This is a genomic window from Streptomyces venetus, assembly GCF_039540295.1.
Taxonomy (GTDB): Bacteria; Actinomycetota; Actinomycetes; order Streptomycetales; family Streptomycetaceae; genus Streptomyces; species Streptomyces venetus.
Genome location: NZ_BAABET010000009.1, coordinates 257,033 through 271,843 on the forward strand (window position 1 = coordinate 257,033; position 14,811 = coordinate 271,843).

Annotated in this window: 13 protein-coding genes; 6 read left to right on the top strand and 7 right to left on the bottom strand. The window is 71.6% G+C overall.

Translation table 11 applies throughout. The annotated features are described in order from the left end of the window. Position 1: 1 nt before the first annotated feature. Entirely contained in the window at positions 2-1,366 is a 1,365-nt protein-coding gene (locus tag ABEA82_RS28575; protein WP_345664558.1) for a glutamine synthetase family protein, read from the bottom strand. Positions 1,367-1,464: 98 nt separating this feature from the next. Between ABEA82_RS28575 and ABEA82_RS28580 the strand changes: the two genes are divergently transcribed. The 3 genes from ABEA82_RS28580 (at position 1,465) to ABEA82_RS28590 (ending at position 4,503) form a co-directional block, all read left to right on the top strand. Continuing rightward, on the top strand, positions 1,465-2,199 hold the full coding sequence (locus tag ABEA82_RS28580; RefSeq protein ID WP_345664559.1) for a FadR/GntR family transcriptional regulator: 735 nt from the start codon (positions 1,465-1,467) through the stop codon (positions 2,197-2,199). 149 nt (positions 2,200-2,348) lie between these two features. Next, positions 2,349-3,794 carry an ethanolamine permease gene (eat, locus tag ABEA82_RS28585; protein ID WP_345664560.1) on the top strand — a complete coding sequence of 482 codons (1,446 nt, stop codon included), beginning with the start codon at positions 2,349-2,351 and terminating at the stop codon, positions 3,792-3,794. Between the two features lie 37 nt (positions 3,795-3,831). Further along, positions 3,832-4,503, top strand: a complete 672-nt coding sequence (locus ABEA82_RS28590; RefSeq protein ID WP_345664664.1) for a gamma-glutamyl-gamma-aminobutyrate hydrolase family protein — start codon at positions 3,832-3,834, stop codon at positions 4,501-4,503. Positions 4,504-4,700: 197 nt separating this feature from the next. Here the strand turns inward: ABEA82_RS28590 and ABEA82_RS28595 are convergent, their stop codons facing one another. Then, complete coding sequence (locus tag ABEA82_RS28595; protein ID WP_345664561.1) at positions 4,701-5,630, bottom strand: LysR family transcriptional regulator; 930 nt, start codon at positions 5,628-5,630, stop codon at positions 4,701-4,703. Between the two features lie 70 nt (positions 5,631-5,700). On the opposite strand from ABEA82_RS28595, the gene ABEA82_RS28600 reads away from it, so the two are divergent. Further along, on the top strand, positions 5,701-6,852 hold the full coding sequence (locus ABEA82_RS28600) for a TDT family transporter (protein WP_345664562.1): 1,152 nt from the start codon (positions 5,701-5,703) through the stop codon (positions 6,850-6,852). Here the strand turns inward: ABEA82_RS28600 and ABEA82_RS28605 are convergent. From ABEA82_RS28605 to ABEA82_RS28620, 4 genes are all read right to left on the bottom strand, one after another. Continuing rightward, positions 6,764-7,483, bottom strand: coding sequence for a helical backbone metal receptor (locus tag ABEA82_RS28605; protein ID WP_345664563.1), 720 nt, complete (start codon positions 7,481-7,483; stop codon positions 6,764-6,766). The two genes, ABEA82_RS28600 and ABEA82_RS28605, sit on opposite strands and share 89 nt — an antisense overlap. Next, a complete protein-coding gene (locus tag ABEA82_RS28610; protein ID WP_345664565.1) occupies positions 7,480-8,061 on the bottom strand; it encodes a helix-turn-helix domain-containing protein in 582 nt (193 codons plus the stop codon). Before ABEA82_RS28610 ends, ABEA82_RS28605 begins: the two co-directional genes overlap by 4 nt. Before the next feature lie 344 nt (positions 8,062-8,405). Then, on the bottom strand, positions 8,406-11,024 hold the full coding sequence (locus ABEA82_RS28615) for an ABC transporter permease/substrate binding protein (RefSeq protein ID WP_345664566.1): 2,619 nt from the start codon (positions 11,022-11,024) through the stop codon (positions 8,406-8,408). Then, a complete protein-coding gene (locus tag ABEA82_RS28620) occupies positions 11,017-12,108 on the bottom strand; it encodes a quaternary amine ABC transporter ATP-binding protein (protein ID WP_345664567.1) in 1,092 nt (363 codons plus the stop codon). The genes ABEA82_RS28615 and ABEA82_RS28620 overlap by 8 nt, the downstream gene beginning before the upstream one ends. Positions 12,109-12,279: 171 nt before the next feature. Between ABEA82_RS28620 and ABEA82_RS28625 the strand changes: the two genes are divergently transcribed. Together ABEA82_RS28625 and ABEA82_RS28630 are read left to right on the top strand one after the other, a co-directional pair. Further along, positions 12,280-13,209 carry a 5'-3' exonuclease gene (locus tag ABEA82_RS28625; protein WP_345664665.1) on the top strand — a complete coding sequence of 310 codons (930 nt, stop codon included), beginning with the start codon at positions 12,280-12,282 and terminating at the stop codon, positions 13,207-13,209. Positions 13,210-13,305: 96 nt separating this feature from the next. Then, complete coding sequence (locus ABEA82_RS28630; RefSeq protein ID WP_345664568.1) at positions 13,306-14,148, top strand: siderophore-interacting protein; 843 nt, start codon at positions 13,306-13,308, stop codon at positions 14,146-14,148. Between the two features lie 11 nt (positions 14,149-14,159). Here the strand turns inward: ABEA82_RS28630 and ABEA82_RS28635 are convergent, their stop codons facing one another. Next, complete coding sequence (locus ABEA82_RS28635) at positions 14,160-14,741, bottom strand: GNAT family N-acetyltransferase (protein WP_345664569.1); 582 nt, start codon at positions 14,739-14,741, stop codon at positions 14,160-14,162. Between the last annotated feature and the right edge of the window lie 70 nt (positions 14,742-14,811).

The following is a 14,811-nucleotide window of genomic DNA, read 5'->3' on the forward strand; positions in this document are numbered from 1 at the left end:
CTCACATGCGTTCGAAGGAGCGGCGCAGCTCCCAGTCGGTCACCGCGGCGTCGAAGGCGTCCAGTTCGACGCGCGCCATGTTGCGGTAGTGCGCGACGACCTCGTCGCCGAAGGCGGCCTTGGCGATGGGACTGTTCTCCCAGAGCTCGGCGGCCTCGCGCAGGGTGGTGGGGACGTGGGCGAAGTCGGCGGTGTAGGCGTTGCCGGGGCAGGGCTCGGGCAGTTCCAGCTTCTGCTCGATGCCGTGGAGGCCGGCGGCCACCAGCCCCGCCACGGCGAGATAGGGGTTGACGTCGCCGCCGGGGAGCCGGTTCTCGAAGCGCAGGGAGCGGCCGTGGCCGACGACGCGCAGCGCGCAGGTGCGGTTGTCGTGGCCCCAGGCGACGGCGGTCGGGGCGAAGGAGCCGGGCTGGAACCGCTTGTAGGAGTTGATGTGGGGGGCGTAGAGCAGGGAGAAGTCGCGCAGGGCGGCCAGCTGTCCGGCGAGGAAGTACCGCATGACGTCGGACATGCCGCCTTTGCGGGCCCCCGCCATCGCGTTGCCGCCGTCGGCGTCGGCGAGCGAGAGGTGGATGTGGCAGGAGTTGCCCTCGCGCTCGTTGTACTTGGCCATGAAGGTGATCGACATGCCCTCCTGGGCGGCGATCTCCTTGGCGCCGGTCTTGTACACGGCGTGCTGGTCGCAGGTGACCAGGGCCTCGTCGTAGCGGAAGGCGATCTCGTGCTGGCCGGGGTTGCACTCGCCCTTGGCGGACTCCACGGTGAGGCCGGCGCCGGCCATCTCGTTGCGGATCCGGCGCAGCAGGGGCTCGATACGGCCGGTGCCGAGGACCGAGTAGTCGATGTTGTACTGGTTGGCCGGGGTCAGGCCTCTGTAGTTCGCGTCCCAGGCCTGTTCGTAGGTGTCCTTGAAGACGATGAACTCCAGCTCGGTGCCGACCTGGGCGGTGTAGCCGAGTTCGGCGAGGCGCTCCAGCTGGCGGCGCAGTATCTGGCGGGGCGCCGCGGCGACCGGGGAGCCGTCGCTCCAGGCGAGGTCGGCGTGGAGCATGGCCGTGCCCTCGTTCCAGGGGACGCGGCGCAGGGTGGTCAGGTCGGGGTGCATGGCGAAGTCGCCGTAGCCGCGGTCCCAGGAGGACATCTCGTAGCCGTCGACGGTGTTCATCTCGGTGTCGACGGCGAGCAGGTAGTTGCAGCCCTCGGTGCCGTGCTGGAGGACCTCGTCGAGGAAGAAGCGTGCGGCGAACCGCTTGCCCTGGAGCCTCCCTTGCATGTCGGGGAAGGCCAGGACGACAGTGTCGATCTCACCGCCCGCGACGAGGGCGTGCAGCTCCTCGACGCTCAGCGGGGGTGTGCGGTCTGCCACGGGAAGGCCTCCTAGGCTCCTTGGATCCGCTGCCTTGGATCCGCCGGGAGCCATAAGGTATTGCGGAGAACCATTGCTTGGGAAGGGGGTACGGCCACATGACGGAGGAAGCGGTCGGCGAGATGCGGGACGGACTGACACCGGTGCTGCGGCCGGTGCGCGCGGGCAACGGCTTCGAGGAGGCGCTGGAGCAGATCCTCCAGGTCGTCCGGCTGGGCCTGGTGCCGGGGGGCGAGCGGCTGCCGGCCGAGCGGGAGCTGGCGGAGCGGCTGGGGATCAGCCGGGTGACGCTGCGCGAGGTGCTGAAGGTCCTCCAGGACCAGGGGCTGGTCGAGTCGCGGCGCGGCCGGTACGGCGGCACGTTCGTGCTGCCGCGCGCGGACGCCGGCGGCGAGGACGAGCTGCGGCGCCGGATCGCCGAGGTCGACATAGAGGACGTGCTGCGCTTCCGTGAGGTGCTGGAGGTGGGCGCGGCCGGGCTGTGCGCGGCGCACGGGCTGGACGAGAGGCAGGCGGACCGGCTGCGCGAGGCCCTGGCGCGCACGCACGACGCGCCGCTCGCCGAGTACCGCCGCCTGGACACGCTGCTGCACCTCACGATCGCCGAGCTGTCCGGCTCCCCCACGCTCACCGCCCAGTACGCGGCCGTCCGCGCGACGGTCAACGACCTGCTCGACTGCATCCCGCTGCTGGTGCGCAACCTGGAGCATTCCCAACGGCAGCACACCGCCGTGGTCGAGGCCGTGATCGAGGGCGACGCCGACCAGGCGCGGGAGATCATGCGCGAGCACTGCGGGGGCACGGCGGCGCTGCTGCGGGGCTTCCTCGGCTGATCCGGGCGGCGTCCCCGGCCGGTGAGGATTTACGGGTGATTAACGCACGGGTCTTGCCATCCCCGCTCGGCACCGCAAAGGTATGGCTCCATTCCATTGAGCCACCCGCTCGGCCCCGTGACCGCCGCCGTCCCGTCGGGAGTCTGCCCATGCCCCAGGAGCCCACCATCACACCCCCCGCCCCGGAGGGCGACGACTATCTGGAACGCAGAACCCTGCGCCGGGGCAGCGCCGGCTGGGTGCTGCTGACCGGTCTCGGCGTCGCCTACGTCGTCTCCGGCGACTACTCGGGCTGGAACTTCGGCCTCGCCGAGGGCGGCTTCGGGGGCCTCGCGATCGCGATGGTGCTCATGGGCGCGATGTACGCGTGCATGGTCTTCGCCCTCGCCGAACTGTCCTCGATCCTGCCGACGGCGGGCGGCGGCTACGGCTTCGCCCGCCGGGCACTCGGCCCCTGGGGCGGCTTCCTGACCGGTACGGCGATCCTCATCGAGTACGTCCTCGCGCCCGCGGCGATCGTCATCTTCATCGGCGACTACGTCGAGTCGCTGGGCCTGTTCGGCCTGGAGTCGGGCTGGCCCGTGTACCTGGTCTGCTTCGCCGTCTTCCTCGGCATCCACCTGTGGGGCGTGGGCGAGGCGCTGCGGTTCAGCTTCGTCGTCACCGGCATCGCGGTGGCGGCCCTGATCGTGTTCGCGCTGGCGGCCCTGCCCGACTTCTCGGTCGGGTCGCTGGACGACATCCCGGTCGACTCCACCGCCGCGGGGTCGAGCTCCTGGCTGCCGTTCGGCCTGCTCGGCATCTGGGCGGCGTTCCCGTTCGGCATGTGGTTCTTCCTGGGCGTCGAGGGGGTGCCGCTGGCCGCCGAGGAGACCAAGGAGCCGGCCCGTACGCTGCCGAAGGCCATCCGCTGGTCGATGGGAATCCTGGTGGTGCTGGCGGTGGTCACGTTCCTCGCCGCCGCCGGCGCCCGCGGCTCCGCCGCGGTCCAGGAGGCCGGCAACCCCCTGGTCGAGGCGCTCCAGCCGGGCGGCAAGGCGACGACACTGAGCCGGATCGTGAACTACGCGGGCCTGGCCGGCCTGGTGGCCTCGTTCTTCTCGCTGATCTACGCGGGCTCACGGCAGCTGTTCGCCCTCTCCCGAGCGGGCTACCTGCCCCGCTTCCTGTCCCTCACCAGCCGCCGCAAGGCGCCGTACCTGGGCCTGCTCGTGCCCGGCACGATCGGCTTCCTGCTGGCCGCGCTGTCGGGCGACGGCGCCCGGATGCTCAACATCGCGGTCTTCGGCGCGACCATCTCCTACGCGCTGATGTCCCTGTCGCACATCGTGCTGCGCCGCCGCGAGCCGGAGCTGCCGCGCCCGTACCGTACGCCGGGCGGGGTCCTGACCTCCTCGGTCGCCCTGGTGCTGGCCTGCGCGGCGCTGGTCGCGACGTTCCTGGTGGATGTGACGGCGGCCGTCATCGCCCTCGTGGTGTACGCCGTGGCCGTCGCGTACTTCGGCCTGTACAGCCGTAAGCGGCTGGTCGCGAAGGCGCCGGAGGAGGAGTTCGCGGCACTGGCGGCCGCGGAGGCAGAGTTGGCAAGGGACTGAGTCGTCCGACCGTGAGGGAGTTCTCGTGACCAGGCCGTTGATCGGTGTCAGCACCTACCTGGAGTCCGGTGCACGCTGGGGCGTGTGGGAGCTGGAGGCCGCGCTGCTGCCGGTGGGCTACCCGCGGCTGGTGCAGCGGGCCGGCGGCCTGGCCGTGATGCTGCCGCCGGACGACCCGCGGCACGCGGCGGCCGCCGTGGCCCGGCTGGACGGCCTGGTCATCGCGGGCGGCCCGGACGTGGAGCCGGTGCGGTACGGGGCCGAGCGCGAGCCGCGGACGGGGCCGCCGGCGCCGGAGCGGGACGCGTGGGAGCTGGCGCTGATCGAGGCGGCGCTGGCCGCGGGGCTGCCGCTGCTGGGGATCTGCCGGGGCATGCAGCTGCTGAACGTCGCTCTCGGCGGGACGCTGGTGCAGCACCTCGACGGGCATGCGGAGGTGGTGGGCGTCTTCGGCGAGCATGCCGTCAAGCCGGTGCCGGGGAGTCTGTACGCCGGTGTCGTGCCGGAGGAGACGTCCGTGCCGTCGTACCACCACCAGGCCGTGGACCGCCTGGGCAAGGGCCTGGTCCCGTCGGCGTACGCGGTGGACGGGACGGTGGAGGCGGTGGAGCTGCCGTCCGGTGCGGGGTGGGTGCTGGGGGTGCAGTGGCATCCGGAGATGGGGCAGGACGTGCGGGTGATGCGGGCGTTGGTGGAGGCGGCGGGCTGACGCCCAGGGACCCATGAGCTCGCCCCTCCTCTCAGCCCGTCCGGCGTTCGAGGACGAGGCCGTCCAGTCAGCCCGTCCGGCGTTTGAGGACGAGGCCGTCCAGGCCGAAGGGGGGCCTGGGGGCGCAGCCCCCAGCGGGGTCGAAGGGGCAGAGCCCCTTCAGGTTGGGACGGGTAGGGGCGGCGGGGGCGAAAAAACTACCCCCGCGTCAGCGACAGCAGATCCCGGGCCGGCCCGGTCGGACGGTGCCCCGTGGGCCAGACCGCCCTCAGGTCACGCGCGAGCGCGACCCCCTCCACCGGCACCCGCACAAGCCGCCGCATCGCCAGCTCCTCCCCCACCGCCAGTTCACTCAGCACCGCCGGCCCCGCCCCACTCACCGCCGCCGCCTTGACGGCCGTCGTCGACGACAACTCGATCAGCGGCCGAGCCAGCCCGCCCAGCGCCGCGTCGAGGACCTGCCGCGTGCCCGAGCCCTTCTCACGGAGGATCAGAGGCGTCGCCGCCAGCTCCGACGCCTCCAGCGCGCGCCGCCTGCGCGACCAGGCGTGACCCGGCGCGGTGACGACTATCAGCCGGTCGTGGGCGATGACCACCGAGTCCAGCCCGGTCGGCACCGTGAGCCCCTCCACGAACCCCAGATCCGCCTCGTCCGACAGCAGCCGTTCCGCGACCACCGTCGAGTTTCCGGCGTGCAGCGACACCGCCGTGTCGGGCCGCTGCGCCCGCAGCGCGAGCAGCCAGCCCGGCAGCAGGTACTCGGCGATCGTCATGCTCGCCGCCACCCGCAGCCGCGAATCACGCCGATCGCGCAGCGCCTGCGCCCCCACGTCGAACGCCTCAGCCGCCTCGACGATCCGCCGCGCCCAGTCGGTCACCAGCGCCCCGGCGTCCGTGAGCCGGGACCCGCGCGGCGAACGGTCCACCAGCGCCACACCGAGCTGTCGCTCCATCGACCGGACCCGGCTGCTGGCCGCGGGCTGGGTGATGCCGAGTTCCCGCGCCGCCCCGCCCAGGCTGCCGAGCCGCGCCACCGCCAGCAGCAGTTCCAGGGCGCCCAGATCGGGCACCCGGTGCGCCAGCGACCCGGCGGAAGACGGACCGGACTGCTCATCCGTGTTGCTCATAAACCCAGCTTATGTCGCCATAGAACCGTACTCGCTGGTGGCCGGGCCCCCCGGGCCCGACCGTTGAGTCATGGTCACCGCAACCCGGCCCCTCCCGCGCGCCGTCTCCGTCCGTCACCTGGGCCCCAACTGGTACGCCACCGTCATGGGCACCGCCGTCGTCGCCACCGCCGGACCCGCCCTCCCGGCGCACGTCCCCGGGCCGCGCGGCCTGTTCACCGGCGTCTGGGCCGTCTCGCTCGTCCTGCTCCTGGTCCTGCTCGGCGCCCGGGCCGGGCACTGGCTGCACCACCGGGACCAGGCCCGCGCGCACCTCCTCGACCCGGCGACGGCCCCGTTCTACGGCTGCCTCGCGATGGCCCTGCTCGCCGTGGGCGGCGGTGCCCTCACCGTGGGCCGGGACTGGATCGGCGCAGCAGCGGCGGTGACGCTCGGCGGCGTGCTGTTCGGCACCGGCACGGTCCTCGGGCTGGCGGCGGCCGTAGCCGTGCCGTACCTGATGGCCGTGACGCACCGGGTCGAGCCGGGCCAGGCCTCGCCCGTGTGGCTGCTGCCGCTGGTCGCGCCCATGGTGTCGGCCGCCGTCGGACCGCTGCTGGTCCCCCGGCTGCCTCCGGGACAGCCCCGGGAGACGCTGCTCCTCCTCTGCTTCGCGCTGTTCGGGCTGAGCCTGCTCGCGACGCTGGTCGTGCTGCCGCTGCTCGTCGGCCGGCTGCTCACCGGCGGGCCGCTGCCGCTCGCCCTCACTCCGACGCTGTTCCTGGTGCTGGGGCCGCTCGGCCAGTCCACCACCGCCGCCGGCGCGTTCGCGGACGTCGCCCCCGGGGTCGTACCGGAGCCGTACGCCGAGGGCTTCGCTGTCCTCGCCGTGCTGTACGGCGTGCCCGTGATGGGGTTCGCGCTGCTGTGGTCCTGCTTCGCCACCGCCCATGTGCTGCGCGCCCGGCGGCACGGGATGCGGTTCTCGATGACCTGGTGGTCGTTCACCTTCCCGGTGGGCACCTGTGTCACGGGCGCCGGGGCGCTGGCCCGGCACACCGGGCTCGTGGCCTATGCGGGGCCGGCGGTCGCGCTGTACGGGGTGCTGGTCGTCGCGTGGGGCACGGCGGCCCTGGGCACCGTGCGCGGGTTGCTCAGGGGTGAGCTGCTCGCAGCGCCCGCTCCAGCACCCGTGGTGCCTCGGCCAGCGACGGCCCGTACCACGTCAGGTGCCGTCCGCTGACGAGCGCGCAGGGCAGGCCGGGGAAGGCCTCGGGGCCGTCGTCCGCGGTGAAGCGGTAGGGCTCGTCGGGGAGGATCACGACGTCCGGCTCGCAGGCGCGGAGGTCGTCGAGCGGGATACGGGGGTAGCGGTCGGGATGCGCCGCCTGGAGGTGGTCGATGCCGAGACGGGCGAGGACGTCACCCGCGAAGGTGTCGCGGCCCAGGACCATCCACGGACGGCGCCAGATCGGTACGACCGCCGTCCGGCGGGTGTCCGGTCGCGGCAGGGACGACCAGGTGGCCTCCGCCTCGTCCAGCCAGCGCGGCCGGGACGCCACCCCGCAGGCGTCGAGGACACGGGCCAGCTCCCGGAAGGCCTGCGGCACGTCGCGGACCTCCGTCACCAGGACCGCGACGCCCGCCGCGCGCAGGGCCGCCAGGTCGGGTGCGCGGTTCTCCTCCTCGTTGGCGATCACCAGGTCGGGCGCGAGGGAGAGGATCCGGTCGGTCTTGGGGTTCTTGGTGCCGCCGACGCGGGCCACGTCGAGGCCGGGGGGATGCGTGCACCAGTCGGTGACGCCGACCAGGGTGCCGGGCGCGGACCGGGCCACGGCCTCGGTCAGCGAGGGCACCAGCGAGACGACCCTCACCGGCGTGGCCGGTCCCGCACCGCCTCGATGTGCTCCGCCACGGCGACGACGATCACGCGGGTGTCCGACTCCGCCGCCCGCCACCGGTGCCGTACGCCGCCGGTGAGGTACAGCGTGTCGCCGCGGCCCAGACGGTAGGCGCGGCCCTCCGCCTCGATCTCCACGGCGCCGTCGGCGACATACATCAACTGGTCGTTGCGGTACCGGAATTCACGGCCCGCGTCGTGCTCGCCGGTGAACTCGGAGGCGTGCATCTGGTGGTGGCCGCGGACCAGGGACCGGGTCCGGGGCTGCGGCAGCGGCAGCGGCAGCGGCTCGGCGGCGTCGGCGCGGACGACGTCCACGCTGCACGCGGGGTCGGCCGCGGCGAGGAGCTCCACGGCGGTGGTGCGCAGGGCGTCGGCGACCTTCTCCAGGGAGCTCCTGCTGGGCCGCGCCCGGTCGTTCTCCACCTGGCTCAGGAACGGGACCGACAGGCCGCTGCGCTCGGACACCACGGCGAGGGTGAGGTCCAGCGCGCGGCGCCGCCGACGCACGGCCGCGCCCACCCGAAGGGGCTGCTCTTTGTGGTCGCCCATCGCTCCCGCTCCCTCCTTCACCCGTCGATCCGCTCCCGGTGCGCCGGTGTCCCGGCGCACGTCCCATGCTGAGTTGTCTGCACCCTACGCATGTTCGGCAAACCGTTTCATGCGCCCGTCACATCGACGTCATCCAGGGCGGCGCGCGACCTCACAGTTCGCGCCAGGGGATCCGCCGCCCTCGGGGGCGGGCCTCGGATTCCTCCTACGGGAGGAACAGGGCGGGAGAGGGGGTTCGGGGGGTGGTGTAGCGCTCTGTGGTTGTCCGGATCCCGCTCGTGGGAACGAGTCCGGGGTGGCACGCGCCCTGTCACGCGTCCCACCCCGGAAACCCTACTGCGGAGCTACTGCGGCGTCATGCGCTCCACCATGTCGGGGTGCTCCTTGAGCCACGCGGCGACGGCCTCTTCCTCATGGCCCTGGCCGCGGCCCTTGATCTCGCTCTCCAGCGTGCCGAGCTCGTTCTCGCTCATCTTGAAGTTCTTGATCCACTTCGTGAGCTGCGGGTACTCCTCGGGGAACTTCTCGTTGGAGATGGTGCGGATCGTGTTGCCCTCACCGAAGGCCTTCTTGGGGTCCTTCAGCTTGGTCAGCTCGTAGTCGCTGTACGCCCAGTGCGGCGACCACAGGGTGACGGCGATCGGCTCCTTCTTGGCGTAGGCACGCTTCAGCTCGGCCAGCATCGCGGGCGTGGAGCCGTCGACGACCTCGTACTCCTTGTCCAGGCCGTAGGCGGGCAGGACCTTGTTCTTCGCCAGGTCCATCTCGCCGGTGCCCGGCTCGATGCCGATGATCTTGCCCTTGAAGGTGCCGGACTTGCCCTTGAGGTCCTCCAGGGAGTCGACGCCCTTCACGTAGGACGGTACGGCGATCTCCAGGGAGGTCGGTTCGTACCAGGTGCCGAGGTCCTTGAGCCGGTCCTTGTTCTTGTCCCAGTAGTTCTTCTGGGCGTAGGGCAGCCAGGCGTCGAAGTTGAGGTCGAGATCGCCCGAGGCCAGACCCGTGTAGACGGGGCCGACGTCCATCTGCTTCAGGTTCAGCTTGTAGCCGCGCCGTTCGAGGACGTTCTTCCACAGGTAGGTGACGGCGATGTCCTCGTCCCAGGGGAACCACGCCACGTCCAGGGGCTGGCCGGCCTCCGCGGGCGTGCTGCCCCCGGCGTTCTTCACCGGGGCCATCTTGTCGACGAAGCCGGGGTTCTGCTTCAGCCAGGCGCGCACGGCCTCCTGCTGGTTGCCCTTGCCGGCCTTGTTGATCTCGGCTTCGAGGCTGGTGAGCTCCTTCTCGCCCATCTTGAAGTTCTTCAGCCAGCCGGCGACCGTCGGGTCCTCGTCCTTGAAGCCCTTGCGGGACAGGGTGTGCACACCGTCGCCCTCGCCCCAGGCACCCTTGGGGTCCTTGAGCTTCTTGAGGTCGTAGTCGTTGTACGCCCAGTGCGGCGACCAGAGCGTGGTGACGATCGGCTTCTTCTGGGCGTAGGCGCGCTTGAGCTCGGCCAGCATCGCGGGCGTGGAGCTGTCGACGACCTTGTACTCCTTGTCCAGGCCGTACGCCTTGAGGACCTTGCTCTTGAGCAGGGCCATCTCGCCGGCGCTGGACTCGATGCCGGTGATCTTGCCGTCGAACTCGGAGGCCTTGCCCTTGAGGTCCTCCAGGGAGTCGATGCCCTTCATGTAGGCGGGCACGGAGAGCTCCAGGGACGTCTTGTCGTACCAGGCGCCGAGGTCGTCGAGCTGCTTGCCGTACTTCTTCCAGTACTGGGCGTGGGTGGTGGGCAGCCAGGCGTCCGTCTGGAAGTCGACGTCGCCCTGGGCGAGCGAGGTGTACAGCGGGCCCGCGTCGAACTGCTTGGCCTCGACCTCGTAGCCGCGCTGCTCCAGGGCCTCCTTCCACAGGAAGGTGGAGGCGACGCCCTCGTCCCAGGGGATGTAGCCGATGCTGATCTTCTTGCCCTGGCCGACGTTCTTGCCGCCCGCCACGGCCTCGGTGCCGGCCTTGCCGCCACCGAGGACGCCCATGCCGCCCGCGGCGAGGGCGAGGACGACGACACCGATCACGGCGACGGCCGGGCGGGGCCGGTACGACCAGATCTTCAGCCCCTGGGCGGCGCGCAGCTTGGCGGCGGCGCGGCGGCCGAGCGGGGAGACCTGGGTGCCCAGGGCGCTGGTCATGCGGTCCAGGTAGATCGCGAGGATCACGATGGCCACACCGGCTTCGGAGCCGAGGCCCACGTTGAGCTGCCCGATGGCCTCGTTGACGTCGCCGCCGAGGCCGCCGGTGCCGACCATGCCGGCGATCGCGGCCATGGACAGGCCGAGCATGATGACCTGATTGACGCCGGCCATGACGGTGGGCAGGGCGAGCGGGAGCTGGACGCGCAGCAGGGTCTTGCGGGGCGTGGTGCCGAACGCGTCGGCGGCCTCGACCAGTTCCTTGTCGACCTGCCGGATGCCCAGCTCGGTCATGCGCACGCCCGGGGCGAGCGCGAAGATCAGGGTGGCGACGATGCCCGCGGGGGCGCCGGTGCCGAAGAACAGGATCGCCGGGATGAGGTAGATCATCGCGGGCAGCGTCTGCATGAAGTCCAGGACGGGCCGGACCAGACCGCTGACGCGGTCGGATCGGGCCGCCCAGATGCCGACGGGGATCGAGATCACCAGTGCGATGACGGTCGCCACGAGGACGAGCGCCAGGGTGATCATCGCGTTCTCCCACAGTTCGAGGGAGTCGATGAACGCGAATCCCACGAAGGTGAGGACACCGGCGAGGGTGCCGCGCAGCCAGAAGGCGATCACGGCGAAGATGCCCGCGAGGAGCAGCGGTTCGGGGGCCTGGAGGACGGCGTTGATGCCGTCGTAGAGGCCGAGGAAGACGGTCTTGCAGAAGTCGAACAGCCACGCCATGTGGGTGGTGAGCCAGTCGACCGCGTCGTTGACCCAGCTGCCGAGCTGAATCCTAGGCACGGGCGGTCACCTTCTCTCCACCCTTGTCCAGCGGCGAGTCGCAGGGCTGCGGGGTGGCGTCCTGCTCGTCACCGAGGAAGCCGACCAGGCGCTGCCGGGGGACGACACCGATCTGCTTGTTGTCCTCGTCCACGACCGAGACGGGGTGGGAGAGCCGGGCGCTGATCGCGCACAGCTCCGTGAAGGGGGTGTCGGGCGTGGCGGTCTCGCACCGGCAGCCGGGGCCGTCGGCGGTGACCGAGGTGTCCATGAGCTCACCGGCGGTCAGGACGCGGGAGCGGTCCACGTCCTGGGTGAAGGAGGCGACGTAGTCGTTCTCCGGGCGCAGCAGGATGTCCTGGGCGGTGCCGATCTGCACGATGCGGCCGTCGCGCATGACGGCGATGCGGTCGCCGAGGCGCATGGCCTCGTTCAGGTCGTGCGTGATGAAGACGATCGTCTTCTTGAGCTTCTGCTGGAGTTCCAGCAGCTGGTCCTGCATGTCGCGGCGGATCAGCGGGTCCAGGGCGCTGAAGGACTCGTCCATCAGCAGCAGATCGGCGTCGGTGGCGAGCGCGCGGGCGAGACCGACGCGCTGCTGCATGCCGCCGGACAGCTCGTCGGGCCAGGACTTCTCCCAGCCGGCCAGGCCGCACAGGGCGAGCGCCTCGTCGGCGCGGCGTGTGCGCTCGGCGCGGGGCACGCCCTGCACTTCCAGACCGTAGGCGGCGTTCTCGCGCACGCTGCGGTGCGGGAAGAGCGCGAAGTGCTGGAACACCATGCTGATCTTCTTGGAGCGGACCTGGCGCAGCTCGCGGTCGCTGAGCGTGGTCAGGTCCTGGCCGTCGAAGCGCACGTGGCCCGCGGTCGGCTCGAGCAGGCCGTTCAGCATGCGCAGCAGGGTGGACTTGCCGGAGCCGGACAGGCCCATGACGACGAAGATCTGGCCGGGCTCCACGGTGAAGGACGCGTCGATCACGGCGGCGGTCGTGCCCTCGGCGCGCAGTTCCTCCCGGTCTGCCCCGCTCTCGAGCCGCTCGACCGCCTGGCCCGGTCTCCTGCCGAACACCTTGTACAGGCTCTCTGCCTCAAGCGTTGCTGACACGTGCACCTCAAATTGGACGGCAACAGGACAGAGCGAGGACAGGGCCGCAAACAGTTGAAATGCGCAACCAGCCTCGCTCCGGGGCGGCGCCTCCCCTGGTTCCCAAATCTCAAACGCACAAGTGAGGCGCGTCACAGGGGAGGCAGGTCACTGTCAGTGCCGTACGGCATGATGCGTGGCGTGACCGGACGACTGATGCTCCTCGACACCGCCTCCCTGTACTTCCGCGCCTACTTCGGCGTCCCGGAATCGGTCAAGGCACCGGACGGCACGCCGGTGAACGCCGTGCGCGGACTGCTCGACTTCATCGACCGGCTGGTCAAGGACCACCGGCCGGACCACCTGGTGGCCTGCATGGACGCCGACTGGCGGCCGCACTGGCGGGTCGAGCTGATCCCCTCCTACAAGGCCCACCGCGTCGCCGAGGAACACGCGGCCGGCCCGGACGAGGAGGAGGTGCCCGACACGCTCTCGCCGCAGGTGCCGGTCATCGAGGCGGTGCTGGACGCGGTGGGCATCGCGCGCGTGGGCGTGGCGGAGTACGAGGCGGACGACGTGATCGGCACCTTCACCGCGCGGGCGAAGGGCCCGGTCGACATCGTCACCGGCGACCGCGACCTCTACCAGCTGGTGGACGACGCGCGCGGGGTGCGCGTGCTGTACCCACTGAAGGGCGTGGGCACCCTGCAGCTCACCGATGAGGCGGTGCTGCGCGGGAAGTATGGGGTCGACGGCAGCGGGTACGCGGATCTGGCTCTGCTGCGCGGCGACCCCAGCGACGGCCTGCCGGGCGTGCCGGGCATCGGCGAGAAGACGGCCGCCAAGCTGCTGGCGGAGTTCGGCGACCTGGCCGGAATCATGGCCGCCGTCGAGGACCGGCGGTCGAAGCTGACGCCGACGCAGCGCAGGCGGCTGGACGAGGCCCGCCCGTACCTCGCGGTCGCGCCGAAGGTGGTCCGGGTCGCGGACGACGTGCCGCTGCCGGACGTCGGGACGGCGCTGCCGCGGGCACCGCGTGACCCCGCGGGTCTGGAGGCACTGGCGGTCCGCTGGGGCCTGGGCGGGTCACTGGAGCGCCTGCTGGTGACGCTCGGGTCGTGACCTTCTCGGGTCGTGATCTTCTCCACGAGAGGTGGGGAACGGGGACGGGGTGCTAACTTAGGTAACCCTAACCATGTGTGAGACAGGGAGGTCCTCATGGCAGAGCGACCGGGACGCCAGCCGCGCAAGCCGCACTCCGCTCAGGTCGTCCGCACCGAGCGGCTGACCCCCCACATGCAGCGCGTGGTGCTCGGCGGCGAGGGCCTCGCCGACTTCACGGCGGACACCTGCACCGACCACTACGTGAAGCTGCTGTTCCCGCCCGCGGGCGTGAGCTATCCGGAGCCCTTCGACCCGCAGCGCGTCCGGGACGAGCTGCCCCGCGAACAGTGGCCGGTGACCCGGACGTACACGGTGCGCCAGTGGGACGCCGAACACCGCGAGCTGACGCTCGACTTCGTCATCCACGGCGACGAGGGCCTGGCCGGGCCGTGGGCGGCCCGAGTCCAGCCGGGCGAGACCGTGACGTTCATGGGGCCCGGCGGCGCCTACGCACCGGACCCGGAGGCCGACTGGCATCTGTTCGCCGGTGACGAGAGCGCACTGCCCGCGATCGCCTGCGCCCTGGAGGCGTTGCCGCGCGGCGCCAGGGCGTACGCCTTCGTGGAGATCTCCGGGCCCGAGGAGGAGCAGAAGATCGACTCCGATGTGGAGGTCGTCTGGCTGCACCGCGGGGACCGGCCCCTCGGCGAGGCACTGGTCGAGGCCGTGCGGGACCTGGAGTTCCCCGAGGGCCGGGTGCACGCCTTCGTCCACGGCGAGGCGCACTTCGTGAAGGAGCTGCGCAGTCTGCTGCGGGTCGAGCGCCGGGTCGCGCGCGAGGACCTGTCCATTTCCGGCTACTGGCGACGCGGCCACAACGAGGACGGCTGGCAGGCCTCGAAGCGCGAGTGGAACGCGCGCATCGAAGCGGAACAGGAAAAGACGCCGGCCACCTGAGGACCGGGCGCTCAGTCGCCCCGCACGCGCGCGTGCAGATGCATGTCGTGCCAGCCGTCGGCGTGCAGGACGGCACTGCGCTTCGTGCCTTCGAGCGCGAAACCGGTGCGCGTGGCGACCCGGCAGGACGCTTCGTTGCGCACGGCGTGCAGCAGCTCCAGGCGGTGGAACCCGACCTCGTCCAGGGCCCAGCGGGCGAGCGCGGTCGTGGCCCGGGCGGCCACGCCCCGGCCCCGTGCCGCCGGGACGGTCCAGTACGCCACCTCCGCCCCGCCGTCGTCGAGCCGTATCTCGCGCAGCGCCACCCGCCCCAGCAGCGAGTCCGAGCGGGCGTCGACGACGGCCCACTGCGCCTCCCGCTCCTCCTCCCACGCCTGGTGCCAGTCGCCGATCCAGCCACCCGCCTCGGCCTCGGAGTCGGCGCTCCGGGCATGCCACTGATGCATCACGGGGTCCTGGAAGACCTCGTACACCGCTGGCGCGTCTCCGGCCCGCCAGGGCCGTATCAGCAGTCCGTCGCCGGTGGACAGGGTGGGCTGCCGGCGGCCCGCGAGAGTCCCGGCGGTCAGGACCGGGGCGATGAGGAAGGGCATGCACGCATCCTGGCAAGTGAGCGGCCTGCGGTCCCAGTGGTTTTCCGCCCCGGCCCGGCGGCCTCGTACG

Bases quoted from the DNA above. Each gene is read 5' to 3' on its own strand.
- eat (WP_345664560.1), top strand. From the start codon at position 2,349: ATGCCCCAGGAGCCCACCATCACACCCCCCGCCCCGGAGGGCGACGAC.
- ABEA82_RS28630 (WP_345664568.1), top strand. From the start codon at position 13,306: ATGGCAGAGCGACCGGGACGCCAGCCGCGCAAGCCGCACTCCGCTCAG.
- ABEA82_RS28610 (WP_345664565.1), bottom strand. From the start codon at position 8,061: ATGGGCGACCACAAAGAGCAGCCCCTTCGGGTGGGCGCGGCCGTGCGT.
- ABEA82_RS28635 (WP_345664569.1), bottom strand. From the start codon at position 14,741: ATGCCCTTCCTCATCGCCCCGGTCCTGACCGCCGGGACTCTCGCGGGC.
- ABEA82_RS28580 (WP_345664559.1), top strand. From the start codon at position 1,465: ATGACGGAGGAAGCGGTCGGCGAGATGCGGGACGGACTGACACCGGTG.
- ABEA82_RS28595 (WP_345664561.1), bottom strand. From the start codon at position 5,630: ATGAGCAACACGGATGAGCAGTCCGGTCCGTCTTCCGCCGGGTCGCTG.
- ABEA82_RS28600 (WP_345664562.1), top strand. From the start codon at position 5,701: ATGGTCACCGCAACCCGGCCCCTCCCGCGCGCCGTCTCCGTCCGTCAC.
- ABEA82_RS28625 (WP_345664665.1), top strand. From the start codon at position 12,280: ATGCGTGGCGTGACCGGACGACTGATGCTCCTCGACACCGCCTCCCTG.